We start from the raw sequence: 14,623 nt of genomic DNA on the forward strand, positions 1-14,623 counted from the left end.
GCCACCCGCGACCCCTCCCCGTCTTCAACAACAGCGGCCTCAGCGTCGCATACACGTCAAGGTCCGTGGGCGGGAAGGGGCCGTGTCGGGGGATCAGGTGCCGCTCTGGGAGTCCTTCGCGATGGCGCCGACGGCCTCCTTGGCGGCGGACTTGGCGTCCTTGAGCAGCGCGGCCGCGTCCGGGGTCTTCTCCTTCTCGTAGCCCGCGCCGTCGTACTGGACGGTGATGACGACATTGGCGGTGCGGGTCACCACCGTCTGGTTGCGGAACTCGTCGCCGTCCTTCTTCTCCTTGGAGCTGACCGAGGTCGCCTCGTCGCCGATGCCCGCGACCTTCTCGGTCTTGGGGTCGGTCACCTTGCCGGTGGCGGCACGGCTCGCCTGCTGGGTGGCGTACTCCCCGGCGCGCCGGTCGCCGGAGCCGAGCCCCGGGTCGGAGTGGAACAGCTTGAGGGAGACGGTCAGCGAGCGGTACTTGAAGCCGTCGAGTCCGCTCCACAGGCAGCTGGCGGACGTGTTGGTGTCGGCCGAGGGAAGGGCCTTGCCCTTCTTGTTCTGCGCCTTGGGGACGAGCTTGTCGACGGTCTTCCCGGAAAGGGCGGTGCACACGTCGGGCAGCTTGCTGAACTTCGCGGCCGCGACGGTGGGGGAAGCGCTGGGCGAGCCGGGTCTCGCCGAGCCACCGGCGTTCTTTTCGTCCTTGTCGTCCGAGCCGGAGGAGCAGCCGGCGACGAGCACCATCGGTACGGTCGCGCAGGCGAGTATTCGGGCGAGTCGCGGGGCTGAACGGTGCATGGGTCCTTCGCTCATTCTCTGTCGATGGGCGGACGTACCGCCCGCGTCATTAGTCGGCACGGTACGCGGCCGACGTGCGGGCGTCCCAATTTCCGAGGTTTGAGCGGGGGCTCGCGGAGGGTGGCCGGAACCCGCTATTCGTTGAGGCGACCGGTCAGCTCATCGGCCAAGTCCTGGGCGTTTTCCTGCAGTCCCTGGCTGTTGGGAATGTGCTTCTTGTCGGTCGTCCACTGGTCGTACTCAATGGTGGCAATCACATTCGAGGACCGGAACACCAGCGTGATATCGCGGTGTAGACCCGAGTCCTTGGTGATCAGCTCGTCGTTGAGGAAGGCGTCGTCACCGAGGTCGTCCAGCCGGCGCGGGGCGGTGTCGTCCGAGGCGGTGTCACTTTCGTCACTTTCGCCGCTCGCCTCGCCCCCCGCGGAGGGGGTATCGGTGCCTTTGCCTGTCTTGTCGGAGTTGTTGGCCTCATCGCCCATGGCGCCCTTACCGCTCTTGCCGGGCTCGTCGGAGCTTGTGCCGGGGGAGGCGGAGGAGCTGCTGCCGCCGCTCGCGCCGCCCTCGCTCCGCGAGCTGGAGGAGGGGGTCGAGGGGGCGCTCGGGGCGTCCGGGATGTGGGCGGCGACGGCCTTCTTCTCGTAGGTCTCCTGCGCCCGGTCGTCATCGCTGACCGAGGGGTCGTACGAGACGACGCGCTGGAAGTCGATCGTGAGATAGCGCGTGCCGCTCGCGGTCTCCACCTTCCAGCGGCAGCCGTCCCGCCGGTCGATGTCATACGTCACGGCGGCCTGGCCGTCGTACACCTTGTCGTCCTGCTCGGCGCCCGGCAGCAGGGTCTGCAGGGTCTTGCGGCTGACCGCGCCGCATGCCTCGGGCAGGGTGCGGTAACGGCCGGGCTCGGCGGAGACATTCGTCCCGGAGTCGCCGGAGGCGCCGTCGTCCGGGCCGGACGATGAATCGGAGCCGGTGCATCCGCCGAGCCCCGCGGCGGCGAGCACGGTGATGAGCACGGCGACGGCCGGGGTGGCCCGCCGTCCGTACGCCCTTCGCTGCGCTGGCTGCACTGTCGGTGTCCCTTCGAGCGACGGAAAACTCCTTGCCGCCCGCGGGCGGTGGCTGGAGACAATGTCTACCGCACGCACTGCGGTGCCTGCCGGTCACCTGCCCCCTATGGGGTCTTGGTCCGGCTTTTGCGTTTTCTGTCTTTTACGGGGGAATGAGTACATCATGTCGTATGTCGAGGTGCCCGGCGCCCAGGTGCCGATCCGGATGTGGACCGACCCTTCGACGGTCGAGGGCGTGGCCATGCAGCAGCTCCGGAATGTCGCCACGCTGCCCTGGATCAAGGGCCTCGCCGTGATGCCGGACGTGCATTACGGGAAGGGTGCCACGGTCGGCTCGGTGATCGCGATGGCGGGCGCGGTGTGCCCGGCGGCCGTCGGCGTGGACATCGGCTGCGGGATGTCGGCGGTCAGGACATCGCTGACTGCCGACGACCTTCCGGGGGATCTCTCGCGGCTGCGGTCCCGGATCGAGCAGACGATCCCGGTGGGGCGCGGAATGCACGACGACCCGGTGGACCCGGGGCGGCTGCACGCGTTTCCGACGGCGGGCTGGGACGACTTCTGGAGCCGGTTCGGGGGAGTGGCCGACGCGGTCAAGTTCCGTGAGGAGCGGGCCGTCAAGCAGATGGGTTCGCTCGGGTCCGGTAACCACTTCATCGAGTTCTGCCTCGATGACGAGGGCTCGGTCTGGCTGATGCTGCACTCCGGCTCCCGCAACATCGGTAAGGAGCTCGCCGAGTACCACATCGGCGAGGCCCGGAAGCTGCCGCACAACCAGGATCTGGTCGACCGCGACCTGGCCGTCTTCATCGCGGACACCCCGCAGATGGCGGCGTACCGGCACGATCTCTTCTGGGCGCAGGAGTACGCGAAGTACAACCGCGCGATCATGATGGCGCTCTTCCAGGACGTGGTGCGCAAGGAGTTCAGGAAGGCCCGCCCGGTCTTCGAGCCGCTGATCAGCTGCCACCACAACTACGTCGCCGAGGAGCGCTACGAGCACATGGACCTTCTCGTGACCCGTAAGGGCGCCATCCGCGCCGGGAGCGGGGACTACGGGATCATCCCGGGCTCGATGGGCACCGGTTCGTACATCGTGCGCGGTCTGGGGAACGAGGCGTCGTTCAACTCGGCCTCGCACGGAGCGGGCCGGAAGATGAGCCGTAACGCGGCGAAGAAGCGCTTCTCGACCCGGGACCTGGAGGAGCAGACGCGGGGCGTGGAGTGCCGTAAGGACTCCGGCGTCGTGGACGAGATCCCGGGGGCGTACAAGCCGATCGAGAAGGTCATCGACCAGCAGCGGGATCTGGTCGAGGTGGTGGCGAGGCTCAAGCAGGTCGTGTGCGTGAAGGGCTGAGGCCCGGAACCTCGCGACCGCGCATCATCAATGGCCCCCGGACCGGTGGAGGTTCGGGGGCCCCGCCTTGTCCATGGGCGATGCCCGGCGCTATCGGCTGAGGCCGTCGAAGGCGATGGGCAGATGCCGGGGGCCTCTCAGGACGGCGTTGTGGCGGTAAGGGGGCGGGTCCTCGACCAGACGGGGGTTGTCGAGCCGGCGGACGAGTTCGGCCAGGGCGGTCTGCGCCTCGAGGCGCGCCAGGGGCGAGCCGATGCAGTTGTGGATGCCGGTGCCGAAGCCGAAGTGCTGGTTGTCCGGGCGGTCGGGGAGGAAGCGGTCCGGCTCGGGGAAGCGCTGGGGGTCCCGGTTCCCGGAAGCCGGGACGAGCCACAGGGAGGCGCCCTGGGGAATGGTGGTACCGGCGATCTCGATGTCGTCGAGCGTGGTGCGCTCGGGCAGTAGCTGCACGGGCGGTTCGAACCGCAGCAGCTCTTCCACCAGCGGGATGACCAGGTCGGGGTCCGCGCGAAGCTGCTTGAGGGTGTCGGGGTGGCGCAGCAGGGTGAGCATCCCGTTGGTGATGAGGTTGACGGTGGTCTCATGCCCGGCGATCAGCAGCAGCGTCAGGTTGCTGAGCATCTCGGGCAGGGACATCGGGCTCTCGTCGGCTCCGCGGTCGGTGGCCAGGGCGGAGATCATGTCCTCCCGGGGCGCGCGGCGGCGCTGCTCGATGAGGCCCGAGAGGTAGTCGGCGAGCTGGTGATGGGCCTCGCGGATGGCCTGCCAGTGGGCCTCCTGTTCCTCGGGCGTGCCGACGGGCGGCTCGATGGCGGTGGCGACGGTGTCGGCCCAGCCGTGGAAGCGCTGCTCGTCCTCCTGCGGGACGCCGAGCAGACGGCAGATCACGGTGACGGGGAAGGGGTAGGAGAAGTCGTCGACGAGGTCGATCCGCTCCCGCCCCCGGAACCGGTCGATGAGGCCGGAGACGATTCCGGAGATCTCTCCGTGCAGACCGTAGACGCGCCGAGGGGAGTGCGGCGGGCCGTACGTCCGCATGATCAGCCGGCGCAGGCGGTCGTGGTCGGGAGGGTCGAGTCTGATGAAGCTCGGCGGCAGGTCGGGGTCATCGGTCCTGGGGCCGGTCTTCGCCTCGGGGGCGAGATTGCGGATGTCGGAGCTGACCCTGGGGTCGTGCAGCAGGCTGCGGATCTCCCAGTAGGTGCTGACCAGGTAGGGGCCGGATTCGTCCCGCACCACGGGGGTCCTGCGGAGTTCGGCATACAGCGGGTACGGGTCGGCGCGGTTGGCGAAGTCGAGGATCTGGCCCAGGAGTGCGACCGACGTCATGGTGATTTTCCTTCCGGGTGCCGATGGTGTCCGCGTGGGGTGGTGGTGCCCAACTCGGGCGGTGGGGCCCGCGTCGGGCGTTGCGGCGTCGGGCGGTGGGGCCCGCGTCAGGCGTCGGGGTCCGCTCGGGCGTCGGGGTCCGCGTCAGGCGGGGGTGAACGTGACGCGCTGGTCGGTCGGGGAGTGGCCGCTCACGGTGACCTGCGGGCCGTGGGTGGGCACCGAGGGGTCGGGGAATCCGGCCGGCACCGGACGCATGCCTTCGGCCCGCCGGTCGACGGTGGTGAACGGCGGGGGGAAGGGCGCGGCCTGTTCGATCTGCCGCTGGTAGAACTCCAGCCATTTCGCCTGGTCGAAGGTGACGGCGGCGATGACGCGGCCTTGGTAGCCATAGGCCGCGGTGAAGCGGTGTTCGCCCAGCGACCCCTGGCTGACGATGATCTGGTCGGCCATGTTCGGGACCCCGACGGACTTGATGTTGACGCCGAACTGGGCCGACCAGAAATACGGCGTCCACAGGTGCGGGCGGCGCTCCTCACCAGGGCAGATCATGTTGTGGGCGGCGACCTCGGCCTGCGCGACCGCGTTGCCCCAGTGCTCCAGGGACAGGAACTGGTAGCCGAACAGCGGATGCGGGGAGCGGGCGACGTCTCCCGCGACGAAGACATCGTCGGCGACGATGCCCCGTACGTCGAAGGCCCGGCAGCCCGCGTCGCAGGCGATCCCGCGCGGCCCCGCGGCCAGCCCGGATCCCGCGAGCCATTCGGTGTTGCGCGTCGCGCCCAGGGCGACGACGGCCACCTCCGCGTCCACCGTGCCGCCGTCGGAGAAGTGGGCTCGCCGCAGCCGTCCCGCCCCGTCGCCTTCGAGCCCGGTGACCATCACACCGCAGCGCAGGTCGACGCCGTGCTGGTGGTGCAACTGGGCGGCCACATCGCCGATCACGTTGCCCAGGGCGCCCGACAGGGGGGTCGGTCCGCGTTCGGCAACGGTGACGGGCAGGTCCCGCTCGCGGCAGACGGAGGCGATCTCCGAGCCGGTGAATCCGGCACCGATCACCAGCACCCGGCTGGGCCCGGCCTTCAGCCGGTGCCTCAACCGGGTGGCGTCGTCCATGGTCCGCAGCACGAAGACGCCGTCCAGGCCGGCCTCCAGCTCGTTCGGCCAGGGGCGGGAGCGGACCCCGGTGGCGATCAGCAGCCGGTCGTACTCCACCGAGGTGCCATCGGCGAGGGCCACCCGCTTGGCCGTCGGATCCAGGCCGGTCGCGGCGACACCCAGCCGCCATTGCGCCTCGATCGCGCGGCGCCGGGGAAGGGCCGTATGGTCGGCCGGCACCCTGCCGAGCAAGACCTGCTTGGACAGCGGCGGGCGGTCGTACGGCTCGTACGGCTCGTCACCGATCATGGTGAGGGTGCCGGTGAAGCCCTCCTCCCGGAGCGTCTCGGCGGCCCGCAGCCCCGCCAGGGAGGCACCCACGACGGCGATGCGGCCCTCGCGCCTGAGCCGCTCCACGGAACCGTCAACCGCCATCGGAGACACCCGCCCCCTCCGCGGCCCAGGTGGCGCCCGCGCCCTCCACGGCGATGGCCTTGACCGGACAGGCCGCCTCCGCCCGCAGGACGTCCAGGCGTCGCGTGTCGTCGGGCTGCCCGTCGTACAGCAGCGCCTCCTCACCGTGCATCGCGAACACATCCGGCGCGAGGAAGGCGCACTGTGCGTAGCCCTGGCACCGGTTGAGATCTACGACAATTCTCATGACGCCTCCGCTTCACCGCGAGGTGACGGTCTCTCCCAGCATCGGAGAGACCTCGGGACGCCGCACATGCACCGGGTCGGATGGGCGGACGGCCAGGGCGGACGGCTACAGGGCGCCCATTCACGGGCTCAGCGCCCGCGAACGGGCTCAGCAGCCGTCAGTGGCGGCGAAAGCGCTCAGCGGCGAAAGCGCTCAGCAGCGAATGCCCTCAGCAGCGAATGCGCTCAGCAGCTGCGAAACGCGCTCAGCGCTCGCGGTGGACCTTGTGCTGGGCGGCCTGGGCGCGTGGGCGGATGACCATCATGTCGATGTTCACATGCGAGGGGCGGGTGACCGCCCACTCGACCGTGTCGGCCACGTCGTCGGCGGTCAGCGGTTCGGCCACGCCGTCGTAGACGGCCGCGGCCTTGGCCTCGTCGCCGCGGTAGCGGTTCACCGCGAACTCGTCCGTCCTGACCATGCCCGGGGCGATCTCGATCACCCGCACCGGCTCACCGCACAGCTCCAGGCGCAGGGTGGCCGCGATGGCGTGGGCGCCGTGCTTGGCCGCCACGTACCCGCCGCCGCCCTCGTACGCCACATGGCCCGCCGTGGAGGACAGCACCACGATCGTGCCGTCGCCGGAGGCGGTGAGGGCGGGCAGCAGCGCCTGGGTCACCTGAAGCACGCCCACCACATTGACCTCGTACATCGCCCGCCAGTCGGCCGGGTCGGCCGTGGCGACGGGCTCGGCGCCGATCGCGCCGCCCGCGTTGTTCACCAGGACGTCGCAGCGGTCCACAGCGGCGGCGAAGGACTCCACGGCGGCACGGTCGGTGACATCCAGGACATACGCCTCGGCCTCGTGCCCCGCCTCGGTCAGTTCGGCGGCGAGCGCGTCGACGCGCTCCTTACGGCGGGCGGCGAGGATGACGCGGAATCCGGCGGCGGCCAGGCGGCGCGCGGTCGCGGCGCCGATCCCGCTGCTCGCGCCGGTGATGACTGCGGTACGGGTGGTCATCGGCCCTCCTGTGGCGACGTGGCGCAAACGGTGGTGCCTGCGCATGATCCATACGCAGGATATGACGGACTGATCTACCTCCAACCGGGGGACTGAAGATCGGAATCCGCTAGCGGGACCTGGGCTCGGGGAAGGGTGCAATGCGTCCGGCGCGGCGCCGGTAATGGAGCACCCATGCCCAAGGAGTGAATTCAGGTAATGACGCAGCAGAGCAGATTCCTTCAGCGGTCTCGTCGTTCTTTCCGGCGCTGGGGCGTGGCCTCAGCGGGTGCCATCGCGGCGGCGGCCCTGGTCACAGGTGCTCCGGGAACCGCATGGGCCACGGGCAGCACCCCCGAGCCGCACTCGTCGCCGAGCAACAAGTGCCACCAGGACAGGGCGCACGGCGACAGCAAGGGGCACCACGAGAACGGGCACCAGGACCCGAACGGCCGCCACGACGAGAATGGTCATCAGGACCCGAACGGCCGTCACGATCACGTCCGGGACAACGAGGACAGCCGCCACGACGAGGACAGCCGCCACGACGAGGACAGCCGTCACGACGAGGACAGCCGCCACGACGAGGACAGCCGCCACGACGAGGACAGCCGTCACGACGAGGACAGCCGTCACGACGAGGACAGCCGTCACGACGACGGTGGGCGGTACGAGGAGAGCGGCCAGCGTGAGGACAGCGGCCGTGACGACCACGGGCGCCAGGAGAACAACGGCGGCCAGGAGAACAAGGAGAACAAGGAGAACAACGGCAGCCGGGAGAACAGCGGCGGCCAGGAGAACAAGGAGAACAACGGCGGCCAGGAGGACAACGTCCAGCGCGAGGACCAGGGGCGTCCGAACCTGAGCCAGTACTTCCCCGGGAAGTATTGGCACGGCCCCCAGGGCCGCAGCATGGCGCGCCCCGAGCAGGCCGCGCAGCCGCAGCAGGCCGCGCAGCCCGAGCAGGTGGTGGCCCAGCCCGAGCAGGCCGCCCAGCCCGCTGAGGAGGCCCAGGACCGCGGCGCCGTGCGCCCCGTCACCGTTCCCGCCCACGAGGACGACCAGGCGCGCCACGGCGAGGAGAACAAGCAGAACAAGCAGAACAACGACAACAAGGAGCACCAGGACGCGAAGAAGAGCGACCCGGTGACGATCGCCGAGGCGATCGAGATCGCCGAGTGCGAGGTCGGCGGCCGGGCCGTCACCGCCGAGCTGGTGGACTGCCCCGAGGACGACCCGCACCACAAGGGCAACCACCAGGACGAGCGCAAGGACGAGCGCAAGGACCCGCAGCACCACGACGGTCAGCGCAAGGACAAGCAGCGCAAGGACGAGCACAAGGACCCCCACCAGAAGGAGGGCAAGAAGGTGTGGGTCGTGGAGGTCGAGTGCGACCACACCCTCACGACCGTCTTCATCGACCCGGAGACCGGCTGCGTCCTCGGTACGGAGCAGGAGCAGGACGACCACCACGGTGACCACGGCAAGCAGGGTGACCACGGTGACCACGAGGGCAAGGGCGGCCACGGCCGGCCGATGGTTACCGCCTAGGCACGTACATGATCACAGCGACTCCGGCCAGGCAGATCAGCGCTCCGATGACATCGAAGCGGTCGGGCCGGTAGCCGTCGGCGACCATGCCCCAGGCGAGCGATCCGGCGACGAAAACGCCGCCGTACGCCGCGAGGATGCGGCCGAACTCCGCGTCCGGCTGGAGCGTGGCCACGAACCCGTAGGCGCCCAGGGAGATGATCCCTGCGCCGATCCACGCCCACCCCCTGTGCTCACGTACGCCCTGCCAGACGAGCCAGGCGCCCCCGATCTCCAGGAGCGCGGCCACGGCGAACAGAGCGATGGAACGTGAGGTGAGCATGGGGGGAAGGGTACGGCCCGATCATGAAGCCGGAACGAACCGCCCATGGGCCCGCCTGAGCCCCGGGCGTCGGCCGAAATTCCCTTTGCGCGCAACCGCCCGTGTGCCAGGGTCGGGCCGATGACGACGTCGACGACATCCCGATGTGCCTTGCTGTGCTGGCAGTTCGACCTGACCTGGTCGCTCTTCGAGTACCACCTGGAGCGGTTGGATGCCGGGGACTTCCTGTGGGAGCCCGCGGCCCACTGCTGGACGGTGCGGCGGGGCGCCGACGGGGCGTGGGTGCCGGACTGGGCGGAGACCGAGCCCGATCCCGTGCCCGTCCCCACCATCGGATGGCTGAGCTGGCATATCGGCTGGTGGTGGAGTGTGACCATCGATCACGCGGAGGGACGGAGGCCACGGGAGCGGACCGAGGTCAGCCCGCCCGGCGACGGTAAGGCGGCCATCGAGTGGCTGCGGGGTCTGCGGACGGCGTGGACGGCCGTGCTGGAAAGGCTCACCGAGGAGGACCTGGACGCCATCGCGCCGTTCCCCTGGGGCCGGGACCCGGAGCACACCGTGGCCCACATGGCGGCCTGGGTGAACGCCGAGCTGATGAAGAACGCCACCGAGATCGGCCAACTCCGCCTGCTGCGCGCCGCGTCCGCGACGTAGGGGCCAGGCATCAGGGCCCCGGCCTCAGAGCACGGCCCGGATTCAAGGCCCGGGTCTCAGAACCCCGTCCTCAGGGCCACACCAGGCAGTACGCCTGGTGCCCCGCCTCGTGCAGCCGGTGGCTGAAGTCCTGCCATTCGTGGAGCAGCTGATAGACCGTGAAGGCGTCCCGAGGGCCGCCGCGGTCGGGGACCGTGGACCAGATGAAGGCCGCGGCGCCCACGGACTCCTCGCCCACGCCGCGCAGCGGGTCGACGACGGTCATCGGGAGCTTGACGACGGCGTAATCCGGGTGGAGGACGACCAGTTCGAGCGGGGGGACCCTGTGCAGCGGGACGCCCTCGATGCCGGTGAGGACCATCGCCGCGACCGTCTCCGGCTTGATCTTCGTGAACATGCCTTGGCCGAGCTCATCGCCGCCGAGCTCCTCGGGGCGCATGGAGATGGGGACCCTGGCCGCGGTGGCGCCATCGGGCGCACCGAAGTACTTGTAGGTCACCCCCATGCGGCCCCCGCTTCTGCCTGCCCTGCCCGCCTCGTCCCGCCGATGGCGTCCGGGCCGGGCACGCTCGGGGCCGCCTCGGTCGTCGGTCCCTTCACCCAGTTCGCCACCGCGATGCATATCTCCACCCGACCACTCGCGGCCACTACCGCGCAACCCGATCTCTGTCACAGCAACCTCCCCCACGCTCGGGCCGTGAAACGCCCGGCCGCGGGACTCTGTCCGGCTCTGACAACATGGCTTGCGTGAGCTATCCGTACGCAGCCCACCTTCATGCAGTTAGGGTACTTTGGTGATGTGAACCCAGCTACACAGGTGGGGGCCCCGGAGCGCGTCGCTACCGTGCTCCGGGTGGCAGCAGGTTATACCCGCCAGTCCAAAGCCAAAGCAGACAAATCGGAAGCCAGCCCGCAGGCGCAGGACGACGCGACGGAGCGGAAAGCGCGAGAGCGCGGATGCTCATTCAAAGGCCATTACAGGGACATTGGCGTCTTCGGGTACGACCCGAACGCCAAACGCAAGGCATTCGAGCGTCTACTGGACGACTGCCGTGCGGGGTTGGTGCACGAAATCATCGTCTTCAACGTAACTCGGTTTTCCCGACGAGAACCAAGGGATGCAATCCCTGTCGTCCTAGAGCTGTTCGACCTCGGCGTTACCATCACATCGGTATCAGAGGGCTCTTTCGCTCCTGGTCATGACAACACGATGGAACTCATCATGTTGATCATGCGCCTTGACGCGGCTTATCAGGACAGCCGGAACAAGAGTCAGGCAATCGCCGGGACGAAGCAGAAGGCGAAGGAATTCGGGGGCTGGACCGGAGGGGCGCTGCCCTACGGTATGGAGTCTTACGCCGAGTCGGTCACGCGTGAGATAAATGGCAAACCCGTTACGGTCACCATTCGTCGACTGCGTCCCGCGTCTGTGCGCGAGGACGGCACGGATCAGGCGGGCGAAGTCGTGAAGATGTTTGACCGAATCTTCGAGTTCAAAGACAAGCCTTGGACGGGAAAGAAGAACGCCCATCCGGCATCGGTGGGTGCCATCGTGGCATGGCTCAACTCCAGGAAGGTTCTCACGCAGAAAGGCGGGCCGTGGAGAGAGCGCACGGTTAAGCGGCTCCTCACGGATCCTCGGCTGGCTGGGATGGCTGCCGAGCCTGTGTACTCCCGTGACAAGGGCGGCAACCAGACCCGCAACGTCACTGGGTACCGCATCCTTCGTGATGAGAACGAAGAGCCCCTCGTGATCGGTGAAGCCTTGATCCCGCAGCGCCGATTCTTCGAGGCTCAGGAATGGCTGGCTGGCAGGGGTCGGGGCAACCGAGGCGGTACCCCCAGTAAGTACCTTCTGACGGCCATGGAACGGTTCTACTGCGAATGTGGACGCCCCAAGACTGGCTCGGGTGACGTCTACAAGTGCAGTCGGCCGGCGGGCGTTTCCGAGGAAGGTACGCACGAAGGCGGGAGCACGATCCAACGAGCGGACGTCGACTATTACGTTGCTTCCCGCATCATGGCCGTCATCACGAACGCCGACGCGGACGACCCGGAGACCTTGGATATCCTCGCTGAAGCGACTGTCCGTCTGGCACGTCGCAATGAGAGCCCGGAGATTCGGAGCGAACGCGCCGCGCTACTCGGGGAGCGGTCGGATATCGTCCGGTCGATTGAGCAGCTTTACAGCGACCTTCGGATGGGGATCTACGACGGCCAAATCGGACGTCAGCAATTCCTGGCCGACAAGTCGTCGCTTGAAACGCGCCTGAGAGCGGTCGACGCCAGGATTGTTGTCGTCGGGGATTCCGATCTGCCTCCCCTTCCCATCGAAGAGTGGACAGACTCCGAAGATGGCAACCCCCTCGGCCCTAACTCGTGGTGGGCGCGTGCCGACATCGAAGACCGCCGCATGTTGGTTGAGCTGTTCGTCGACCGCATCACTGTCGCGAAGGCCAAGGAGCGTGGCGGCACTGACCGCACATGCCGTGTGGAGGACCGCGTGACGGTGGTCATGGCCTCGTCTTCAGCGGACGCAGACGAGGGGCACGAAGCCGCCTGAGGCGTCACGTAGAAGAGCCCCCGTCGCGCTCGACGGGGGCTCTTCCTATGTCTGTGGAGGCTTGCTCCACGGTCCCGCTGGCGGGCGCTCAGGCATCTCCGAATCCGGGCGCCTGACGAACCACTCCATCCGACGAAAGGAACTCACGCCCCTCACCGCTCCCCTGCCAGAGGGCTGGAAGTACTTCCGCTCTCAGGCGAAGCCTGTGGCGGGGGCTCAACTGCCCATGTGGTACGCCACGGCGCCGTACCACATTCCGCGGCTCCCGGATGTGGAGGGCAGGAGGAAGCTCGACCAGACCGTCAGTGCACCCACATGGCGTGAGCTTCACCGCCTCGTCGATGAGCAGGTGCAGCGATACCGCGCGCTGACGCTATGACCGCCGACCCGTTCGCAGAGACCGCGTACGAGAGGTCGCGGGTGAGCTGGTGGACGAGGTACGGCGGGGCTGAAGATCCCGTCTCTGGCGTCGTCTACATCCCGGCGGGGGCCGACCTCCCGCCGTGCCCGTACCCGTGCGCTCACTGCCGTCGGAGGGGGCTCCAGCCACAGACAGGGGAGGTCATGGGGAAGCCACAGGTAGAACGACCGACTGACGACCCGGGCGACCGCGAGTGGTTCCCCGGGGACGATCCGGGACGACGTGCTGACCGTCCATTGGATGCGCGTCCGCCCGGATGAGACCCGATGCGGGATAGACATCCAGCAGGACGCCGGGAAGCGAGAGGTGTACCGGTGGCAACGGCTGGTGAACTGCATCGCCTGCCTGGCTGCCGCTGACTGACCACCGCGCGGCCACCAGGCCGAAGCGGAACACGCCCCGTCCGCGCGCTCCCCCGTGGCGCCGGGCGGGGCTTCCGCGTGCCTAGGGGCGCTGTCCTACGCTGAGGACGTTCACTGTCCGCCCCGACGTAGAGACAGCAGGTCATGACCGAACTGCCCTATAGCCATGAAGCCCCAGTTTCGCAGACGCTTTTCGATCGCGCGGCCGCCGTGACCCCCGGCGGCGTGAACTCTCCGGTGCGGGCGTTCCGCGCCGTGGGAGGAACGCCCCGGTTCATGGTGTCCGGTGACGGTCCGTACCTCACCGATGCCGACGGACGCGAGTATGTGGATCTCGTGTGCTCGTGGGGACCGATGATCCTCGGCCATTCCCACCCCGAGGTCATCGCGGCCGTGCAGGCCGCCGTGGCTCGCGGCACGTCGTTCGGCACACCCGGTGAGGGTGAGGTCCAGCTCGCCGAGGAGATCGTGGCGCGGGTCGCCCCCGTCGAGCAGGTGCGCCTGGTGTCGTCCGGCACCGAGGCGACGATGTCGGCGATCCGCCTGGCCCGCGGGTTCACCGGGCGGTCGAAGGTGATCAAGTTCGCCGGTTGCTACCACGGGCATGTGGACGCCCTGCTGGCCGCGGCCGGGTCCGGGGTGGCGACCTTCGGGCTGCCGGACACTCCGGGGGTGACGGGAGCGCAGGCGGGGGAGACCGTGGTGCTGCCGTACAACGATCTGGAGGGGGTCCGGGCGGCCTTTGCCGCGCACCCCGGGGAGATCGCCTGTGTGATCACCGAGGCGTCGCCGGGCAATATGGGCGTGGTCCCGCCGCTGCCCGGGTTCAACGCGGGCCTCAAGCAGCTCTGCGCCGACCATGGCGCGCTCTACATCTCCGACGAGGTCATGACCGGCTTCCGGGTCTCCCGGGCCGGGTGGTTCGGGCTGGACGGCGTGGAGCCGGACCTGATGACCTTCGGCAAGGTCATGGGCGGCGGCTTCCCGGCCGCGGCCTTCGGCGGGCGCGCCGATGTCATGGAGCGCCTCGCCCCGGCCGGCCCGGTCTACCAGGCGGGCACGCTGTCCGGGAACCCGATCGCCACGGCCGCGGGCGTCGCGCAGCTGCGGCTGCTGGACGACGCGGCGTACGGACAGGTCGACGCGGCCTCCGAGCGGCTGCGGTCGATGGTGACCGAGGCGCTCTCCAAGGCGGGCGTGGCCCACCGGGTGCAGGTCGCGGGCAACATGTTCTCGGTCTTCTTCACCGACGACGAGGTCACCGACTACGAGCAGGCCAAGGCGCAGGAGTCGTTCCGCTTCACCGCCTTCTTCCACTCGATGCTGTCCCAGGGCGTCTATCTCCCGCCGTCCGCCTTCGAGTCCTGGTTCGTCTCCACGGCGCATGACGAGCGGGCGCTGGAGCGGGTGGCAGCGGCTCTGCCGGGGGCGGCGCGGGCCGCCGCCGAGGCCACTGAATGA

At 68.9% G+C, this 14,623-nt stretch carries 13 protein-coding genes; 5 read left to right on the plus strand and 8 right to left on the minus strand.

Annotated features, from left to right (window positions below):
- Positions 1–93: 93 nt before the first annotated feature.
- Together AS97_RS25920 and AS97_RS25925 are read right to left on the minus strand one after the other, a co-directional pair.
- Positions 94–795, minus strand: a complete 702-nt coding sequence (locus tag AS97_RS25920) for a hypothetical protein (RefSeq protein ID WP_210565754.1) — start codon at positions 793–795, stop codon at positions 94–96.
- 134 nt (positions 796–929) lie between these two features.
- A complete protein-coding gene (locus AS97_RS25925) occupies positions 930–1,862 on the minus strand; it encodes a DUF3558 domain-containing protein (protein WP_247204489.1) in 933 nt (310 codons plus the stop codon).
- A gap of 163 nt (positions 1,863–2,025) precedes the next feature.
- On the opposite strand from AS97_RS25925, the gene AS97_RS25930 reads away from it, so the two are divergent.
- The gene (locus tag AS97_RS25930; protein ID WP_210565755.1) at positions 2,026–3,219 is read left to right on the plus strand and encodes an RtcB family protein; all 1,194 of its coding nucleotides are present in this window, start codon (positions 2,026–2,028) and stop codon (positions 3,217–3,219) included.
- A gap of 90 nt (positions 3,220–3,309) precedes the next feature.
- Here AS97_RS25930 and AS97_RS25935 read toward each other — a convergent pair whose 3' ends face one another.
- The 4 genes from AS97_RS25935 to AS97_RS25950 form a co-directional block, all read right to left on the minus strand.
- A complete protein-coding gene (locus AS97_RS25935; RefSeq protein WP_086709362.1) occupies positions 3,310–4,548 on the minus strand; it encodes a cytochrome P450 in 1,239 nt (412 codons plus the stop codon).
- 144 nt (positions 4,549–4,692) lie between these two features.
- Positions 4,693–6,081: an FAD-dependent oxidoreductase gene (locus AS97_RS25940; protein ID WP_059145083.1), complete on the minus strand. Its 1,389-nt coding sequence runs from the start codon at positions 6,079–6,081 to the stop codon at positions 4,693–4,695.
- Complete coding sequence (locus tag AS97_RS25945) at positions 6,071–6,307, minus strand: ferredoxin (protein WP_059145082.1); 237 nt, start codon at positions 6,305–6,307, stop codon at positions 6,071–6,073. The genes AS97_RS25940 and AS97_RS25945 overlap by 11 nt, the downstream gene beginning before the upstream one ends.
- A gap of 244 nt (positions 6,308–6,551) precedes the next feature.
- On the minus strand, positions 6,552–7,307 hold the full coding sequence (locus tag AS97_RS25950; RefSeq protein ID WP_059145081.1) for an SDR family NAD(P)-dependent oxidoreductase: 756 nt from the start codon (positions 7,305–7,307) through the stop codon (positions 6,552–6,554).
- A 255-nt stretch (positions 7,308–7,562) separates the two neighbouring features.
- On the opposite strand from AS97_RS25950, the gene AS97_RS25955 reads away from it, so the two are divergent.
- On the plus strand, positions 7,563–8,837 hold the full coding sequence (locus tag AS97_RS25955) for a hypothetical protein (RefSeq protein WP_210565756.1): 1,275 nt from the start codon (positions 7,563–7,565) through the stop codon (positions 8,835–8,837).
- Here AS97_RS25955 and AS97_RS25960 read toward each other — a convergent pair.
- A complete protein-coding gene (locus AS97_RS25960) occupies positions 8,827–9,159 on the minus strand; it encodes a YnfA family protein (protein WP_059145079.1) in 333 nt (110 codons plus the stop codon). The two genes, AS97_RS25955 and AS97_RS25960, sit on opposite strands and share 11 nt — an antisense overlap.
- Before the next feature lie 120 nt (positions 9,160–9,279).
- Here AS97_RS25960 and AS97_RS25965 point away from each other — a divergent pair, with 120 nt between their 5' ends.
- On the plus strand, positions 9,280–9,816 hold the full coding sequence (locus AS97_RS25965; RefSeq protein WP_210565757.1) for a DinB family protein: 537 nt from the start codon (positions 9,280–9,282) through the stop codon (positions 9,814–9,816).
- Positions 9,817–9,886: 70 nt separating this feature from the next.
- Here AS97_RS25965 and AS97_RS25970 read toward each other — a convergent pair whose 3' ends face one another.
- Positions 9,887–10,438, minus strand: a complete 552-nt coding sequence (locus AS97_RS25970) for a hypothetical protein (RefSeq protein ID WP_232546254.1) — start codon at positions 10,436–10,438, stop codon at positions 9,887–9,889.
- A 231-nt stretch (positions 10,439–10,669) separates the two neighbouring features.
- Here AS97_RS25970 and AS97_RS25975 point away from each other — a divergent pair, with 231 nt between their 5' ends.
- Together AS97_RS25975 and hemL are read left to right on the plus strand one after the other, a co-directional pair.
- Entirely contained in the window at positions 10,670–12,379 is a 1,710-nt protein-coding gene (locus AS97_RS25975) for a recombinase family protein (RefSeq protein WP_247204490.1), read from the plus strand.
- A 927-nt stretch (positions 12,380–13,306) separates the two neighbouring features.
- Complete coding sequence (gene hemL, locus AS97_RS25980; RefSeq protein ID WP_125755883.1) at positions 13,307–14,623, plus strand: glutamate-1-semialdehyde 2,1-aminomutase; 1,317 nt, start codon at positions 13,307–13,309, stop codon at positions 14,621–14,623.

The organism is Streptomyces sp. AgN23, assembly GCF_001598115.1.
Taxonomy (GTDB): domain Bacteria; phylum Actinomycetota; class Actinomycetes; order Streptomycetales; family Streptomycetaceae; genus Streptomyces; species Streptomyces antimycoticus.